Source organism: Reichenbachiella ulvae, assembly GCF_025833875.1.
Classification (GTDB): Bacteria; Bacteroidota; Bacteroidia; order Cytophagales; family Cyclobacteriaceae; genus Reichenbachiella; species Reichenbachiella ulvae.
Genome location: NZ_JAOYOD010000001.1, coordinates 2,097,519 through 2,114,420, shown reverse-complemented (window position 1 = coordinate 2,114,420; position 16,902 = coordinate 2,097,519). Strand labels below are relative to the sequence as shown.

Genomic DNA, 16,902 nt, shown 5'->3' with positions numbered 1-16,902 from the left:
AGATAAGAATTATGCTATTGAAAAGATATATTCTTTCGTTTCTGACGATGTTCATGCTTAGTGTCATTTCTAGTTGCCAGCGTAGCGAACACAATGAATTTGAACAACGACTATCTGTGTTGAATGAAAAAATTAATGAAGTCTCAATTGTCTTGTCAGAAAATGGAGGAGGCGCAAATTCAGATGAAGTAATTAATAGAAATGTAGCAGGGTATTTTGCAGATTATATCCGCTGGGAGTTAGATCATCCTGAACTTACTAAGGATGCGCTCGCTCGAAATGACCTCTGGCCAGGTCAGGAGAAACTAAGTCCAGAGGAACGGAATCAACGATACGATCAGCATATCGATAGGCAGCTCACAGATGCCTTGAAGCTCGTGGATAAAGCTTTGCAAATGACCAACCAACAGCCTGTAGGTCGGGCAATGAATGAGCCTATTTCATGGAACGAAATGGTGTTCGAGGATGGGTATTTTCGAGTGGAGGATCGAGTTGTTTTTCCTGGAGGATTCAATATTGTAGATCGGCAGCTGGTAAATCGTGATCTGTATCCCGAGTGGACAGATTCAGATGAAGCAGAGTCAAAGGATTTTCTTACCGAAATGCGGGACATGGGTCTGGGTGTAGTTGGGTTGAGTATTTCAATCCCTCAATTAATAACCAAAGACAAGACCATCGATCAGGCCGTTGTTGATGACAAGATTGCTGAGCTCAAAAAGTTTGAGGCGCTTGGGGTCAGAGTAGATATGCGACTCAAATGGGGTGGTAATGAGGAATTATTGGAAGAATTGTGGCCGGGCATAACCAAGCATGCAAGTAACGGAGTAGATTTGGATATAGACCATCCGGGTACATTTGAATTGATCAGTATAGTGATGTCACAGTTCATCCCTCAGATCATTGATGAACCTGCCATACTTAGTTGGGATATGGCCAATGAACCATTCTTTGATATGAAGGGGTGGACAGATCATGGAATGAAGCACTTTCATGAATGGCTAGAAGGTCGCCACCAAACTATCGAAGCTCTAAACCACTCTTGGAATACTGACTATGTCTCATTCAGTGAAATCCCAAAACCAAAAGACAATCCCACCCAACCAGAATATAATCCTGGGCAACGAACAGCTCCGCCAAAAATAATTCCTGCATTAGATTACTCTCCAGGCCAATGGTATGATCTTATCACTTTCCATAATTATCGCGTAGCGAGATTTTTTGGAATTGTGGCAACTGAAATTCGCCACCAAAGTCCAGAGGCTATTATTCATATGAAAGCTCAGGATAATAATAGTCTTGGTCCCAAGCCCTTTGCTGTTGCTGATGGAATTGATCGAGAAATGTTAACATCGGCAATCAACCTACATGGAGTGGATACCAGACCGTTACCCGAAACTGAACCTCGAATGGCTGTGATAATGGATTCCAACGCACCAAGAGCAGTACTCAACTATGATGAATCGCTGTACAGTTTCCATTGGTTGGGACAATCATTTTTGTATGATTACCTGACTTCTTTGGAGCCCAATCGTCCTATCGTAGATATGGAGTATCATGCCTTTTCGATCAACCCGATTCGTGTACCTGATATAGGGTATGGACATGCTTCAGCATCGCTTTGGTTGGCGCATTTGCATGGTATGGTGGCCAATATGGTTTGGTATTGGCACCAGCGATACGGTCCCAACCCCTTTCCTAGTGAGGAGCTCAAATCTTGGTTTTATGGTAGTATATCCACACAACCTATTGTTGCCGCCGAGTATTTTCAGACGATGAACAGGTTAAACCGTTTTTCCAACGAAATTGCTTCCTTGGCCAAACCATCCGCTAGACCGATTCGACTTTTAGTTTCCAAACCATCTTACATTCAAAATCAAAAACACATTGAAAGCTTGCATCGGACCTATGAGGCTAGCTGTTTTCATGGCGTGCCGTTAGGTTTCGTGACTGAAAAAATACTGGCAAATAATGGACTGCCTCCAGATACTGAATATCTTTTGATTGCTGATATTCAGTTTTTAACACCAGAATCGATAGAGATACTACGTACGGCCAAGAGAAATGGGGTGCAATTGATACAAATTGGTCAACAAGGAATAGTCGATGACGATTTTGGATTTCCTGTTGATAAGGAAGCAATTTCTTTTCTCGAGGATATTCCTAAGTATGACTATGCCACAGCACCCGATCTTGACAAACAACTTGGGGAAATATTTCAACCCTTGATAGATGAACTTTTGGTAAAAGTTAAAATATTAAATAAGCAGAATGCCTTTGGTGTGATGCATCGTGTCACTATGGTGGATGGGCGCCTTGTATTATTGATTGTAAACCTAAGATCAACACCTGTGAATATTCAATTATTCAATAATCAGGGTGATGTGCTGGATGGATTTGACATGTTGAATCAAAAGCCAGTAAACGGGGAGAAAATCTCAATGGATATCAAAGAGGTCTGCTTGATTGAGATAAAGAATTAGATATCATTAATTAGAGTAGATCAGAATTGGCTTTCGCTCTGAATGAAGTCAGGTAAAAGATTCTTTATAAGGCGGCAATGATAAATACAGTAGTAAGAAAAATATGGCCTTTTATCAGATCTTAAATCTGCTGAAATTAATATCTAAGTGTTTAATAAATATGTCTCTCATATTGAATTGGATTATTTTACTATTTTTTGGATTTATGTGTTCTTGTTCTAAGGTAATTTTCCAATTAAATAAGGCCGATTTTTTTGTTTAGTCCGCGAATGTTTTGGCCAGATATGAAGTCAATTTTTTGTCTAGCGAATTGGATATTTTCCCTCTCTTTTTAGAAAAGGATTGAAGGAAAGGATTACTAAGTGAATGTTGTAAGAGTAATCGAGTGAGGTTGGAGGGGAAATCATTGTAATAGTTTGAGAAGTTGGTAGTAGGGTTGAACCGGTAGACAGTTCTAGTGCGAATTATTTAACTCTTTTTATGAACTAAATCTATACAAACAATGAAGACTAAAAACTATTTATTAGGAAAGCTCAAGTATGGGCTGCTACTTTTATTTATCTTGACAATGGGTGTGGACGCACTTTCTCAAATACAGTTAGAGAGTGAAGTCCAAATTGCTACTAATGCGCTGTTCTTCGATGGTAACGATGTACCATCCAATGAGCCAGACAACGGTACAGCCGTTTACGATTTTTTCTTTGGTAACAAGATCAGTGTACATGGTGACTGTATCGAAGAATATGATGGCTATGTGTTTTTGACCTGGTACAAGGGTGGTAAGTTCAACAGGCAGGTAATGCTGAGTAGATACAACCCCTATACAGGTGTGGTGAAAACCATTGAATTTCCTCATCGGCACAACGGTTATCAAAACAGATGGTGGATAGGGGAATCTCACAATACCATTGCCGTAGGTATTTGCCCAAAAGATGAGACTATTCATCTTTTGTATGATATGCACGCATATAGTCCTACTAAACCATCGGATGGAAGTTTGGCCGATGACTATTTCAGGTATTCATTTTCTATGAAAAATGTAGCCAAAATTGCCGATGCTGAATTCACCCTTGACAAGTTTGTTAAGGACAGTGATGGTGACTACAAGCATATCAAAATGCGAGACGGTACTGATTACCAGTCGCTTACCTATCCACACTTTTTTACCAACAAACAAGGTGACCTTTTTATGTGGATTCGTGAGGGAGGTAATAACAACGGTGCCTATAAATTCTGCAAGTATGATGGGAACAGTTGGAGTGACTTTACACAGTTCAATATCCTTGGAGCTAAAAACAATGGCTTGTCTTACAACTGGGGACTGTATGGCGATATAAAATTTGAAAGCGGGAAGATGCGGATTGGCTTTTGCAAACGATCAAGTAACAATAATGACAAATTTAAGTACAATAATGGGTTCTACTATGCTTATTCGGATGATCCAAATGGACTCAGTCAATGGAAAAATCATGCGGGTACAGGTTTTTCACTTCCTTTAATTGACCCTGATCAAATCATGGTGTCAGAACCAGGAGATGAGGTGAGCTGCACATCTCCGAATTCTGTTACCCTATCTGGTGGAGCGGATTGGACTGCAACCGAGAGGGGTGATGTGCATATGCGTACTGTGGTTAGATGTAATGGACAATCCACCTGGGTACATACATACAAAAAAGGTGGTACAAATAATTTCATAACAACCACCGATTTTCCAGGCGGTGATTTTTATGCTTATAAAAACGACATTTATTTAATAGGTCTTTCTGGCGGTCGTCCATTTGTAGACAAAGCTGAGGGTGGAACTAATGATTTTACTAGGGTCTATGAAGCTACCAGTGGTAAATCTTTCAGACATGGTGTTGTTCATATTTCTAATGGCAAAGTCCACTACTATTTGATGGAAAACCAATCAGGAGCCGCACAGCCAACCCATCTTCAAATAATTGACTTAGGTCTGGACGAAAATGACGCTCCACCCGCGGGCTTCTCTTATGCCGCTGACGAAGGGGATATGGTAAATGTAACAGGTACCATTGACATAGCCTATGGTGCCATTGGCCAATTCAATTACCTCTACAACCAAACCAGCGATGTGACTTGTAGCAATGCCACGTTTGGAGATCCAATCCCAGGCACGGTCAAAAAATGTTATGTCAAGTCAGTTTCCTACCCTGAGATCGAATCCGCAGACGGAGCGCAGGCTCCCAATGTGGCAGAAAATCTATTGGACGGCTTGACCGACGATGACCATCGCTGGAGTGCGCAGGTGTATCCTAAATCAGTAGTAATCGACTATGGAGAATCAAAGAACATAGTGGGTACACAGGTGCACACCTACCAGAACCGATCCTATCACTATACGATCAGCATATCAGACAATCCAAACAGTGGCTTTGTAGAGGTGGTGAATCAGTCCGGTAAAGCCGCATCACATCCTATCGAGCATAGCTTTGCCTCTACCAGCGGCCGATATGTGAAACTGACAGTGACCGGCGCGACTGGCTATTCCAGCAACTGGGTGAGTATCAACGAGCTAAACATCGTGGAAGGCTCAGTCACTCCTGATCCGGTTACTACTACGCTTTCGCCTACAGAAGATGCTTATCTACAGGGCAGTACTAGGCATAACAATACACTGATTCGAATCGAAAGTGGAAATAGGGTAGGTTATCTGCAGTTCGATCTTTCATCGATCAATGGTACGATTACAGATGCCCAGCTAAAGCTGACATGCGATAGCGATGGGGGCAGTGGATTGATCACAGTAGCCAAAGGCAATTCCAGCAATTGGACAGAGGATAATCTATCGACCAGCAATGCACCGTCTTCTTCTGGACAGCTGGGGTCGATCAATACGACCTACAATGTGGGCTCGACCTACACTTGGGCATTGGATGAATCATCCATCAGCGGTGGTGGAGAATTAAGTCTAATATTGACTCAATCAGGAGGAAATGATGCAGCCTTTGCCTCCAAAGAAAGTAGTGTTCCTTCAGCTAAGCTGGAGATTACGTATATCCCGTCGGGTGGTGCCCGCATGAGATCGGATAATGAAAGTGCTGCTTCAAAACCGAAGGGCCAGTATCTCCAAATTTACCCGAATCCTGCGAAGGACAAGTTTACTATTACCCTTGACGGTAATTCCATTGAAACTTTGGCGATTTATACTTTGGGAGGTTTGGAGCTTTATCAAACTGATTCCATAGAGGGCAAGATTGAGTTATCTAAGGGTACTTTGTTTACCAGAGGAATGTATCTAATCAAGGCCATCGATAATCAAGGTCTTATGTACCAGCAGAAATTGATTGTTGAATAATCAGATCTTGCTCTCTACCCTTCGAAGGGTAGGGAGCAAATCAATCAGCTATGGATTTTAACCCCAAATCATGCAATAAAACTTAGGGCATATACCACGATGAAATCGGAGGTTTAGTTGGTTTTATCTTACTGTGAATGGTGAGAGTGCAGTACCGATAGCGATTTTTTCTCGTGGTTACAATTTATCCCAATTGGTGTGTACTTACCAAAGTTTTTCCAAGGCTAATGCGGGTAAATATGGAAGACTAAAAAAATAGAAATTACATGAAATATTTTAAAAATACATTTCTCTTACATGGGAAAACTTTATCAAAAATTACGCTGGTATTTGCGTTGCTCGCTGTATTATCTCAGCGCGTATTTGCACAGGTATTTCTGGAAACAGAGGTGAAAATCTCAGATGATGTTATGTTTTTTGATGGAAATCAAGTTTCTATCAACCATACCGCAAATAATCCTAATGGATACGATTTTGTTTACGGTAATGCACTGACTCCTCATGGAGACTGTATCAAAACGTATAAGAACTTTGTCTTTATGACATGGTACAGGGGTGGTAAAAATGATCGCCATGTGATGCTGAGCCGGTACAATACGAAGACAGGTGTTTTAAAAACCATCGAATTTCCACACAGACATACAGGGTTTGATGGGCAATGGTGGATAGGAGAAACACACAATACGATCGGTATAGGCATTTGTCCAAAGGACGAAACCATTCACATGGTTTATGATTTGCACCGAAACGGAAATATTATCAGAGACAATATTGGTACTGAAGATTATCTGAGATACTCCTTTTCTGAAGATGGAGCAGCTACGGTACCTGACAACCAATTTACAATTGAGCGTTTTGTCAACTCACCGGCCGGAAATTATAAACATTTAGAATTTGTAGGTATTGATGATGTGAATACTACCAAGCTATTGACCTATCCTGCCTTCTTTACGAACGACGAGGGAGACCTTTTTATGAAAACCAGATTTGGATATTCCAGAAATGGAAAATTTATGCTGGCTAGGTTTGACGGAACTAAGTGGGAAGGATATACTGATTTTAACAGAATGCAAGCCTCTAGTCATGGAAGTGCTGATAATTGGGGGCTTTATGGAGATTACAAGTACGTCAATGGTAAGATCCGTATTGGATTTCAAAAACGCTCCAGTATCAGAAACGATAAATATTTATATCAAAATGGTATTTATTATGCTTATTCTGATGATCCTGAAGGAAAAACCCAGTGGAAAGACTTTCAAGGCACCAACTTTTCATCTCCGTTGGCAGATGCAGAGCTCATTAAAATAGCCGAGCCAGGGGACTTTGTACAAACCACACAAAAAGACAAAGTCTTCATTGTTAGCGGATTTGACTTTACGGTGACTGATGCTGGAGATGAGCACTTTGTAAGTATGGTTCGAGATGATCAATATAATGTAACCAAAAGGTTGCATACCTATCGAAAAGCTGGAAATTCACAATTTACAACTGTAGAATATGATGCAGGAGGCGAAGTATATAATGCTGGAAACGATGTTTATGTGATTGGCCTAAAAAATGGGCGTGTAAACATTGTAAAAACTGAAGGAGGTGAAAGTAATTTCGTTGAAATCTACCAACACAATTCAGGGCCTACTTTTGATAAAGGTGTAGTTTATGTAAAAGAAGGGAAATTATATTATTATTTAAAACAAGCGGGAGGATCTGGCGACAAGCGAACCACTTATTTACAAGTATTTGATTTGGGTTTGGCTGGAAACAATGACACCCCACCAGCCGGTTTCACCTTCGCCGCTGACGAAGGGGATATGGTAAATGTAACAGGTACCATTGACATAGCCTATGGTGCCATTGGCCAATTCAATTACCTCTATAACCAAACCAGCGATGTGACTTGCAGCAATGCCACGTTTGGAGATCCAATCCCAGGCACGGTCAAAAAATGTTATGTCAAGTCAGTTTCCTACCCTGAGATCGAATCCGCAGACGGAGCGCAGGCTCCCAATGTGGCAGAAAATCTATTGGACGGCTTGACCGACGATGACCATCGCTGGAGTGCGCAGGTGTATCCTAAATCAGTAGTAATCGACTATGGAGAATCAAAGAACATAGTGGGTACACAGGTGCACACCTACCAGAACCGATCCTATCACTATACGATCAGCATATCAGACAATCCAAACAGTGGCTTTGTAGAGGTGGTGAATCAGTCCGGTACAGCCGCATCACATCCTATCGAGCATAGCTTTGCCTCTACCAGCGGCCGATATGTGAAACTGACAGTGACCGGCGCGACTGGCTATTCCAGCAACTGGGTGAGTATCAACGAGCTAAACATCGTGGAAGGCTCAGTCACTCCTGATCCGGTTACTACTACGCTTTCGCCTACAGAAGATGCTTATCTACAGGGCAGTACTAGGCATAACAATACACTGATTCGAATCGAAAGTGGAAATAGGGTAGGTTATCTGCAGTTCGATCTTTCATCGATCAATGGTACGATTACAGATGCCCAGCTAAAGCTGACATGCGATAGCGATGGGGGCAGTGGATTGATCACAGTAGCCAAAGGCAATTCCAGCAATTGGACAGAGGATAATCTATCGACCAGCAATGCACCGTCTTCTTCTGGACAGCTGGGGTCGATCAATACGACCTACAATGTGGGCTCGACCTACACTTGGGCATTGGATGAATCATCCATCAGCGGTGGTGGAGAATTAAGTCTAATATTGACTCAATCAGGAGGAAATGATGCAGCCTTTGCCTCCAAAGAAAGTAGTGTTCCTTCAGCTAAGCTGGAGATTACGTATATCCCGTCGGGTGGTGCCCGCATGAGATCGGATAATGAAAGTGCTGCTTCAAAACCGAAGAGCCAGTATCTCCAAATTTACCCGAATCCTGCGAAGGATAAGTTTACTATTACCCTTGACGGTAATTCCATTGAAACTTTGGCGATTTATACTTTGGGAGGTTTGGAGCTTTATCAAACTGATTCCATAGAGGGCAAGATTGAGTTATCTAAGGGTACTTTGTTTACCAGAGGAATGTATCTAATCAAGGCCATCGATAATCAAGGTCTTATGTACCAGCAGAAATTGATTGTTGAATAATCAGATCTTGCTCTCTACCCTTCGAAGGGTAGGGAGCAAATCAATCAGTTATGGAAGGTTTATATTCTGTATCTAGGAAATTAATCCGGAAGCTGGTGCCCATATGTAGACTGTTAATTCATATAGTTGTGAAATATGGCCTGAATGGCATTAAATATGGATTTTTTTTCTAATTGAAGATGTCAAATTGCTAGAGTATTTATACCCTTTAATCAAAGGGAGTGGTGCTACTATGAAATGGCGATAATTATTCCAAAATTTATTTTGAGACTTTGATATGATTAGATTATTGATAGTACTAATGGCGGTACTTTTAGTTTGTGGCTGTAAAACAGATTTTAAAAGATTCGAATCTGACCGAAAAGTTAGCTTTAACGCGGGTTGGGAGTTTACGCTTGAAGCAAAAGAAGGTGTTGGAAATGGGGGGCTTGATGATAGGAATTGGTCTGAAGTAAAAATTCCTCATGACTGGAGCATAGCAGGCGAAATAAAACAGGAAAATCCTTCGGGAAGTCAGGGAGGCTTTTATCCTGGAGGCATTGGCTACTATCGCAAATCCTTTTCGTACGATTCATCCTGGGATGGAAAGAATGTGTCTGTCACCTTTGATGGGATCATGAGCAACAGTGAGGTTTGGATCAATGGACAATCACTAGGAACCAGACCCAACGGATATGTTGGTTTCACCTATGATTTAACACTTTATTTAATCGTTGGAGAAAACGTTTTGCTGGTCAAAGCAGACAACTCTGCCCAACCGAATAGCAGGTGGTACACCGGAGCTGGAATCTATCGGAATGTATGGCTTAATGTAAAAAACAAGATTGCTGTGGCGCAAAATGGCACATACATAGTAGCCGAAGACATTTCTAACAAAAGTGCTACCATCAAAATTGAGACTGTCGTAGAAAATACAACGGGCGATAAAGCGGACATACAAGTCGTTTCAATCATCCAGAATAGAGCAGGAGAGCAAGTGGCTGAGATTCAAAATGATCAAAGCATAGATGCGAACGGACAATCTACGCTCAACCAGAAAATGACAATCTCCAATCCGGCATGTTGGTCATTTGACGATCCTAATATGTATTTGCTCCTAACTAAACTTGTATCCAATGGAGAAGTGATCGATGAGTATGAAACGCCATTTGGAGTACGCGATATTCGTTTCGAGATTGAAACCGGATTTTGGCTCAATGGTGAAAATATAAAAGTAAAGGGTGTAAACAACCACCACGATGGTGGTCCTGTGGGTGCTGCCGTTCCTGATGACGTTCTTTATAGAAGATTGAAGATTTTGAAGGACATGGGCTGCAATGCCATCCGTACCGCACATAATCCTTTTTCACCTGAGTTTTATCACATGGCAGATACGATGGGCTTTCTGGTCATGGACGAGATATTTGATGAATGGATTGCCTCATGGCCATGGGAAGATTACAAAGATCGAGGGAAAGTGACTCACGGCTATCACGAGCACTTTGAGGAGTGGTCTCAGCGGGATTTGACGGATATAATCGTGCGTGATCGCAATCACCCAAGTATTTTTATGTGGAGTGTTGGTAACGAAATTCCAGACCAGTGCTATCCGGAAGGGCCGGAGCGACTGAAGCCTCTCATGGAAACAGTGCACCGATTGGATCCGACGCGTCCAGTCACAGCCGGATGTTGCTTTATACATCTCGCCAATGATACTGGTTTTTCTTCTCTTTTGGACGTGACTGGTTACAATGGCGGGGGAGGGTCTGTTTTCTATGAAAAGGATAAAGCAGTATATCCAAATAGAAAATTTATCGCTACCGAGATCCCTCACTCATTTCAGACCAGAGGTTATTATCAAACCCAAACCGACATGCGCTCGCCGCAGCAAGGCATACACGTTCCAAACCTGACTGAATCGGAAGTATTTGCAGATTATACTAACAAATATTATAGCTCGTCTTACGACAATTCTAGTGTTCGCATCAGTGCCAGGGATTCCTGGAGAAGAACAGACAGCTTAGCTTATGTAGCTGGTGAGTTTCGCTGGACGGGGTATGATTATTTAGGTGAGGCGATCAAAGGATGGCCTGCCAGGTTCTTTAATTTTGGTATCATAGATTTGTGTGGATTTCCCAAAGACCATTACTACTACTACCAAAGTCAATGGACAGACGAACCCATGGTTCATATTTTACCGCATTGGACATGGCCAGGACTCGAAGGCAAAGTGATACCGGTGTGGACCTATTCGAATGCAGATGAAGTAGAACTTTATCTCAATGGGAAATCACTCGGAGCGAAATCCAACAAAGGACAACAAAACCTGACTTGGGACGTGACTTATCAACCTGGCGAATTGAGAGCAATAGCCAGAACGAACGGAAAGGTGGTCAGTGAAAAAGTAATGAAGACTGCTGGTGCTCCGGCCAGTGTAGAAGTGATAGCTGACAAAAATGCCTTCAAGGCAGATGGATTGAGTTGTGTGCATCTGGAAGTAAATATTCTGGATGGAGACGGTAATTTCGTACCAAATGCGGGTAATCAACTCAAATTTGAAATCTCTGGTCCGGTCGAAAACATTGGGCTAGACAATGGAGACCCACTAGACCTCAATTCTACAAAGCTAAATGAGCGAAAAGTTTTTAATGGCAAAGCTTTGATGATTCTGCAAAGTACTGGCCAGCCAGGAGAGGTTTTAGTGAAGGTGTCTAGCCAAGGGTTAGCCTCGGCAAGTATCAAATTGAAGTCGCTTTGATGGGTAAGCATAAAAATGTAATAAACAGTGCTGCCTATAGCAGTCTACTACTGATGATATGGGGACTGGTGCTGGGATGCACCAGCTCCGAGCTTGATCAGAGGCAGCGTAGTTTTGTCAAAATATTTGACGGCAGATCCTTGGACGGATGGAAAGGTGACTCGACCTATTGGCGTGTTGAAAATGGAAACCTCGTAGGTGAAGTAACCCCTGAGACCATTCTGGAAGCCAATTCATTTGTCATTTGGCAAGGAGGTCAGCCAGAAGATTTTGAATTGATGCTTGAATATCGGATTTCAGAGTCAGGAAATAGCGGGGTAAATTATCGAAGTAATTATTTCAATGATAAGCCTTTCGCTTTGCAAGGTTATCAATGTGATATAGATGGCAAGAAACGCTATGTAGGTCAGAATTATGAAGAGAAGAAGAGAACGACCCTGGCATACATGGGTGAGAAAGTGAAAATTGGTAATTGGAACAAGCCGGATTCAACACAAAACTTGCGCTCTAATGTGACTAAAAATTGCTGGCAAACCAGGCAAGTGTTGTCTAAGGTTTTGGCACCAGATTCCTTGAAATCATTAATCAAAGATAATGATTGGAATACGCTGAGAATTTTTGCCAAAGACAACCTATTGCAACACTACGTGAATGGCGTGCTTATGAGCGAGGTGCTAGACAAGGATACACTAAACCGATCAACCAAAGGGTTTATCGGTATGCAAGTGCACGTGGGACCGCCTATGAAAGTAGAGTTTCGAAATATAAGCTTAAAGAATCTAATTGATTAATCCGTTACACTCTTTAAAATTTATAAACAAGTATGAAGTTAATATTTACCCTTCTAATGGGGCTCATCACAGTTTGTTCTTCTGCACAGCATACTAGAGGTACGGTAACCGCGTTTGGCGATGTGCCTCTTCGCAGAGTAGAGGTAAAAGCCAAGTCCGGCGCTAATACGCTAACTAACGAAAGGGGAGAATTCGTGCTAGAAACCAAGAAAAAAGATGCACTTACCTTTAGTGCTGCAGGGTTTGTGGACAAAAGAATAAAAAAGCGCGACAATGCTGATATCAATGTCAACCTACTCATCGAGGATTGGACAGGTGCCGAGGAGGAAGCTGTGTCGAATAGACATATCTCTGCAGCTGATATGAAAAAAGGATTGGAAACTGTGGGGTATACAAATTATGAGTATTATGAAATGAGTTCCATTTATGAGGTGTTGCGTAGAGAGCATCCAGGGATTAGGATGGATGAATCTGGTCAGGACAAAAACGTCTACCTGGTTAATCAAGGCGTACACTCGATTAGCATGAGTCAAGAGGCACTGCTCGTGGTGGATGGCAGCATCGTCGATGATATATCGATGATCCAGCCCATGCAGATCAAAAGCATAAAAGTCCTACTGGGACCGGATGCCGCACATTGGGGCGTACGGGGTGCAAATGGAGTCATAGAAATTGACCTAATGAATGGTGAAAGATGAATGAAAATGATGCTGAAAATTTAGCGGAGCATTCAGCAATATATCATTCTAGGAATAAAATTTTCTTGTCTCAGAATGGATAATCAAGTAACAATGAAAAAGGTAAGGAGAGAATTTATAAAAGACCTATCAGTATTAGGCATGATGAGTATGACCTACCCATTGTTGTCTTCTTTCGTTAGTCAAAATAAAAATCTGGGGGTTAAAATTAGCCAAATCGAATGCTACAGGTACGACATCAATATTCCGCGCTATTTTTCATTTGGCACTTGGCTCAATCGTCAGCATCTTTTTATTAAAATAAGTGCCGGAGATCAGTGCGGCTGGTCCGAAATTCCAGCGTCCAGAAACAATCCGAATGAAGACTTTAGTTCTTGGGTCAAATACGTGGAGCAGTTCAAAGGATTAACAGTGGCAGAGGCTCAAAATCGTCTGAAATCCCAGCAGATAGAAGGTTCATCTACCTCGCTAAAACAGCTGGAACTGATGGATATGGGACTTTTGGATTTAGCGGGTCGCTTGCAAGGCAGACCAGTGGTCGAACTGTTGGGACTGAGCCAGCGCGAGCCAGTTCCCGGACTTTACTGCATCTTGCATAAAGATGAATCGAAGCTGCGAGAGGAGACCGAAAAAAGTCTAGAGCAAAATTTGGGTCATCACATGAAGTTCAAAATGTATGGTGATCAGGAAGTTGACCTTAGCCTGCTGCGTATCATTCGAGAGGTTTTGGGTGAAAAGGCAACCGTAATAGCCGATGTGAATAGTGGGTACAAAAAATGGACATCTCTAAAGGAACTGGCTTCTACGATGAAACTGTTCAGTGCGAATGGGTTAGACGCCATCGAGGATCCGGCAGAGATGACTACAAAGCAATGGGTACAATTGCAAAAAATGGTAGGGAAGTTGGATCTAATTCCTGACAAACCAATGCGACCTGCATGGCATGGTATCGAGACGATATCGCCAGACATGGGCAGAATTTTTAACCTTCATCCATCTACCATGGGAAGTTTTAGTCATACTGCCCTGCTGGCCGCCAAAGTTCAGCAATTAGGAGCAAAAGTAATGATCGGCGATGATAGTTTGGCTGGTCCTGCATGTACTGCCTGGCAGCAGATCGCCATTGGTGCTGGTGCGTCTTGGGTAGAGGCCATCGAGAAAGAGGAAGATTCGAAAGACTACATGAATTGCATTGTCACTTCCGCCACAAGAAAAGACTCGAACGGTTATTATGCAATGAATCCCGCACCAGGCTTTGGGTTGGAGCTGGACGAAAAGCGCTTAAGAACTATATGTGCCAAGTACATCAAGGTGTAGCCCATACATGATTCTAATAGAAAGGAAGTGGGGTGATATCAGTCGTTCTTAAATATCATTTGGGATCGAAACATACCAGGAGCAACCCCTACCATTTTTTTGAACATCCTATTAAAATAATATTCATTTTGGAATCCTGTATCTACAGCTATATGCTTAATGGGGTCGTTACTTTTGGCTAGTAGCAATTTGGCTTCCGTTATTCTCACTTGTATCAAGTATTCACTTAGAGTCATACCCATGTATGATTTGAACAACTTTCGCAGCTTTGAATAGCTTACTCCATTATTCTTACTTATCTTTTCCCAATTGATTTTTTCTGTCAGGTTTTCGCTTATATGGGCCTTTATGTTTTCAATAATTCGCTCGGTACTGGAATCCGTATTTTGATTGTTGATCAGATACATTAAGTCACCAATCAAATGGATGACGGCACCTGAGGCCGCTTGTTGCCAGCCTTTTTTCTCATTTTTAGCTAGTTGGAAAATTTCTTTGTAATGTCGGAGCAGTCCTTCACGAGTGCCTACCTGGAGAATGGGGTGATTCACCGACAAGAAACCAATATTGAGAAAATTGTCCATAATGGCGCCTTCCACCCCTATATAATACTCTGTCCATCCCGTTTCGATATTGGGGTAGTACCGGTGGGTGACTCCAGGAAACAATAAAAATACTGTACCAGGCATCACGCCATGTTTGATCCCATTTTCTGCTTCAAAAAGACCTTTGCCTGAGGTAATATAGACGATTTGATATTCGCTAACACTGCGTGTTTTGAGGGCGTCAAACTGATAGCTCTTTGGGTGCTCTAGCGGAGGATATGAAGAGCCAGGTGGGATAACGGTGTGTCCGAGGGTTTTTAATATTAGCCCCCATTTCAAATCCTCCTGACTATGTGTGGGATATTGGAAGAAATTACCCATAAATCAAATAGTATAAATGAAATGCCAAATTGTTAAAAAATAGGCGTTTTGTCCTTTGTAAATTGTTCAATTCAAAAAAGCAAAGAATGAAAGATAAATCAAATACTGTAAAAGTAGGTCTTTTTGGTATTGGGTTGGACACCTATTGGCCCCAGTTTGATGGGTTACTGGAGAATCTAAAAGGCTATCAGTCTCAAATAAACCAAAGAATTACCAACTATGGAGTGGAGGTAGTAAATGCTGGTATGGTAGATAATCCACAAAAAGCTCGAGAGGCAGCTGATCTACTTAAAATTTCGGATGTCGAAATTGTCTTTCTCTATGTGTCGACGTATGCTTTGTCTTCCACCGTGTTACCTGTTGCACAAAAAGTAAAGGTACCTATCGTTATTCTAAATCTACAGCCTACTGACCAATTGGACTATGAAGCGTTCAATCGATTGGGAGATCGAGGTACTATGACAGGAGCTTGGTTGGAAAACTGTCAAGCCTGTTCTGTTCCAGAGATCGCTTCAGTGTTTAATCGGTCGGGGATACAATATGATTTTGTTACCGGCTACTTGCAAGACGAAGAAGCCTGGTCGGAAATTGAAGCTTGGACTGAGGCGGCCAGAGTCACCGCATCGATGCGCAGCAATCGACTCGGAATATTAGGTCATTATTACAATGGCATGTTGGACGTTTATACGGATGTTACTCGTCAGTCAGCTGTTTTTGGAACACACATGGAATTGCTCGAAATGTGTGAAGTCAAGAAGTATCGTGATGAAGTCACAGATGCGCAGGTAGTCCAAAAAATTAAAGAATTTCATGAGGCATTTGATGTGGCAGAGGAGTGTGAGGCTGCCGAACTAGAGCGAGCAGCAAGAACTTCCATCGCCTTAGATCGATTGGTTCAGGAGCACCAATTGGGGTCTATGGCCTACTATTATGAAGGCGAATCAGGAAATGAATACGAAAACATTGTCACCTCAGTAATTGCGGGAAATACGCTACTGACTGGTAAGAATATCCCGATTGCGGGAGAATGTGAAGTGAAGAACGCACAGGCCATGAAGATCATGTCGGAGTTTGGTACTGGTGGTTCATTTTCAGAATTCTACCTGATGGATTTCAAGGAGGATGTGGTTTTGCTGGGGCATGATGGGCCGGCACATTTTGCCATTGCTGAAGGGCGGGTCAATCTGGTGCCGCTACCTGTTTATCATGGCAAGCCTGGTAAAGGGCTATCCATTCAGATGACCGTAAAACACGGTCCTGTAACGCTGCTATCTGTGGTGGAAGGAAAAGATGATGTTTTCTTATTGGTAGCGGAGGCCGATTCTGTAGAAGGGCCGGTTTTGCATATCGGTAATACGAATAGTCGATATAAATTTTCTATTAGCGCAAAGCAGTTTATGAACGAATGGTCTAAGCATGGTCCATCGCATCATTGTGCTATTGGCGTGGGGCATATTGCGCATAAGATCGAGAAGTTGGGGAAAGTACTAGATATGCGAGTGGAAAAAGTATGTTAACGAATAGAAT

General features: G+C 42.1%; 9 protein-coding genes. 8 read left to right on the top strand and 1 reads right to left on the bottom strand.

The window, feature by feature from the left end; all coding sequences use genetic code 11:
* Positions 1–17 precede the first annotated feature (17 nt).
* From N7U62_RS08330 to N7U62_RS08300, 7 genes are all read left to right on the top strand, one after another.
* The gene (locus N7U62_RS08330) at positions 18–2,480 is read left to right on the top strand and encodes a beta-galactosidase (RefSeq protein WP_264137482.1); all 2,463 of its coding nucleotides are present in this window, start codon (positions 18–20) and stop codon (positions 2,478–2,480) included.
* Positions 2,481–2,982: 502 nt separating this feature from the next.
* A complete protein-coding gene (locus N7U62_RS08325; protein WP_264137481.1) occupies positions 2,983–5,796 on the top strand; it encodes a BNR-4 repeat-containing protein in 2,814 nt (937 codons plus the stop codon).
* 266 nt (positions 5,797–6,062) lie between these two features.
* Complete coding sequence (locus N7U62_RS08320) at positions 6,063–8,909, top strand: BNR-4 repeat-containing protein (RefSeq protein ID WP_264137480.1); 2,847 nt, start codon at positions 6,063–6,065, stop codon at positions 8,907–8,909.
* 301 nt (positions 8,910–9,210) lie between these two features.
* The gene (locus N7U62_RS08315) at positions 9,211–11,646 is read left to right on the top strand and encodes a glycoside hydrolase family 2 TIM barrel-domain containing protein (RefSeq protein WP_264137479.1); all 2,436 of its coding nucleotides are present in this window, start codon (positions 9,211–9,213) and stop codon (positions 11,644–11,646) included.
* Positions 11,646–12,437: a 3-keto-disaccharide hydrolase gene (locus N7U62_RS08310; RefSeq protein WP_264137478.1), complete on the top strand. Its 792-nt coding sequence runs from the start codon at positions 11,646–11,648 to the stop codon at positions 12,435–12,437. The genes N7U62_RS08315 and N7U62_RS08310 overlap by 1 nt, the downstream gene beginning before the upstream one ends.
* A gap of 32 nt (positions 12,438–12,469) precedes the next feature.
* Positions 12,470–13,135, top strand: a complete 666-nt coding sequence (locus N7U62_RS08305; protein WP_264137477.1) for a TonB-dependent receptor plug domain-containing protein — start codon at positions 12,470–12,472, stop codon at positions 13,133–13,135.
* Between the two features lie 93 nt (positions 13,136–13,228).
* Positions 13,229–14,452: a mandelate racemase/muconate lactonizing enzyme family protein gene (locus N7U62_RS08300; protein ID WP_264137476.1), complete on the top strand. Its 1,224-nt coding sequence runs from the start codon at positions 13,229–13,231 to the stop codon at positions 14,450–14,452.
* Positions 14,453–14,490: 38 nt separating this feature from the next.
* On the opposite strand, the gene N7U62_RS08295 is transcribed toward N7U62_RS08300, so the two are convergent.
* On the bottom strand, positions 14,491–15,375 hold the full coding sequence (locus N7U62_RS08295; protein ID WP_264137475.1) for a helix-turn-helix transcriptional regulator: 885 nt from the start codon (positions 15,373–15,375) through the stop codon (positions 14,491–14,493).
* A gap of 86 nt (positions 15,376–15,461) precedes the next feature.
* On the opposite strand from N7U62_RS08295, the gene N7U62_RS08290 reads away from it, so the two are divergent.
* Positions 15,462–16,892, top strand: a complete 1,431-nt coding sequence (locus tag N7U62_RS08290; RefSeq protein WP_264137474.1) for an L-fucose/L-arabinose isomerase family protein — start codon at positions 15,462–15,464, stop codon at positions 16,890–16,892.
* The last annotated feature ends 10 nt before the right edge of the window (positions 16,893–16,902 follow it).

Excerpts from the sequence above, each read along its gene's own strand:
- N7U62_RS08290 (WP_264137474.1), top strand. The coding sequence starts at position 15,462 with ATGAAAGATAAATCAAATACTGTAAAAGTAGGTCTTTTTGGTATTGGG.
- N7U62_RS08300 (WP_264137476.1), top strand. The coding sequence starts at position 13,229 with ATGAAAAAGGTAAGGAGAGAATTTATAAAAGACCTATCAGTATTAGGC.
- N7U62_RS08320 (WP_264137480.1), top strand. The coding sequence starts at position 6,063 with ATGAAATATTTTAAAAATACATTTCTCTTACATGGGAAAACTTTATCA.
- N7U62_RS08295 (WP_264137475.1), bottom strand. The coding sequence starts at position 15,375 with ATGGGTAATTTCTTCCAATATCCCACACATAGTCAGGAGGATTTGAAA.
- N7U62_RS08310 (WP_264137478.1), top strand. The coding sequence starts at position 11,646 with ATGGGTAAGCATAAAAATGTAATAAACAGTGCTGCCTATAGCAGTCTA.
- N7U62_RS08315 (WP_264137479.1), top strand. The coding sequence starts at position 9,211 with ATGGCGGTACTTTTAGTTTGTGGCTGTAAAACAGATTTTAAAAGATTC.
- N7U62_RS08325 (WP_264137481.1), top strand. The coding sequence starts at position 2,983 with ATGAAGACTAAAAACTATTTATTAGGAAAGCTCAAGTATGGGCTGCTA.
- N7U62_RS08305 (WP_264137477.1), top strand. The coding sequence starts at position 12,470 with ATGAAGTTAATATTTACCCTTCTAATGGGGCTCATCACAGTTTGTTCT.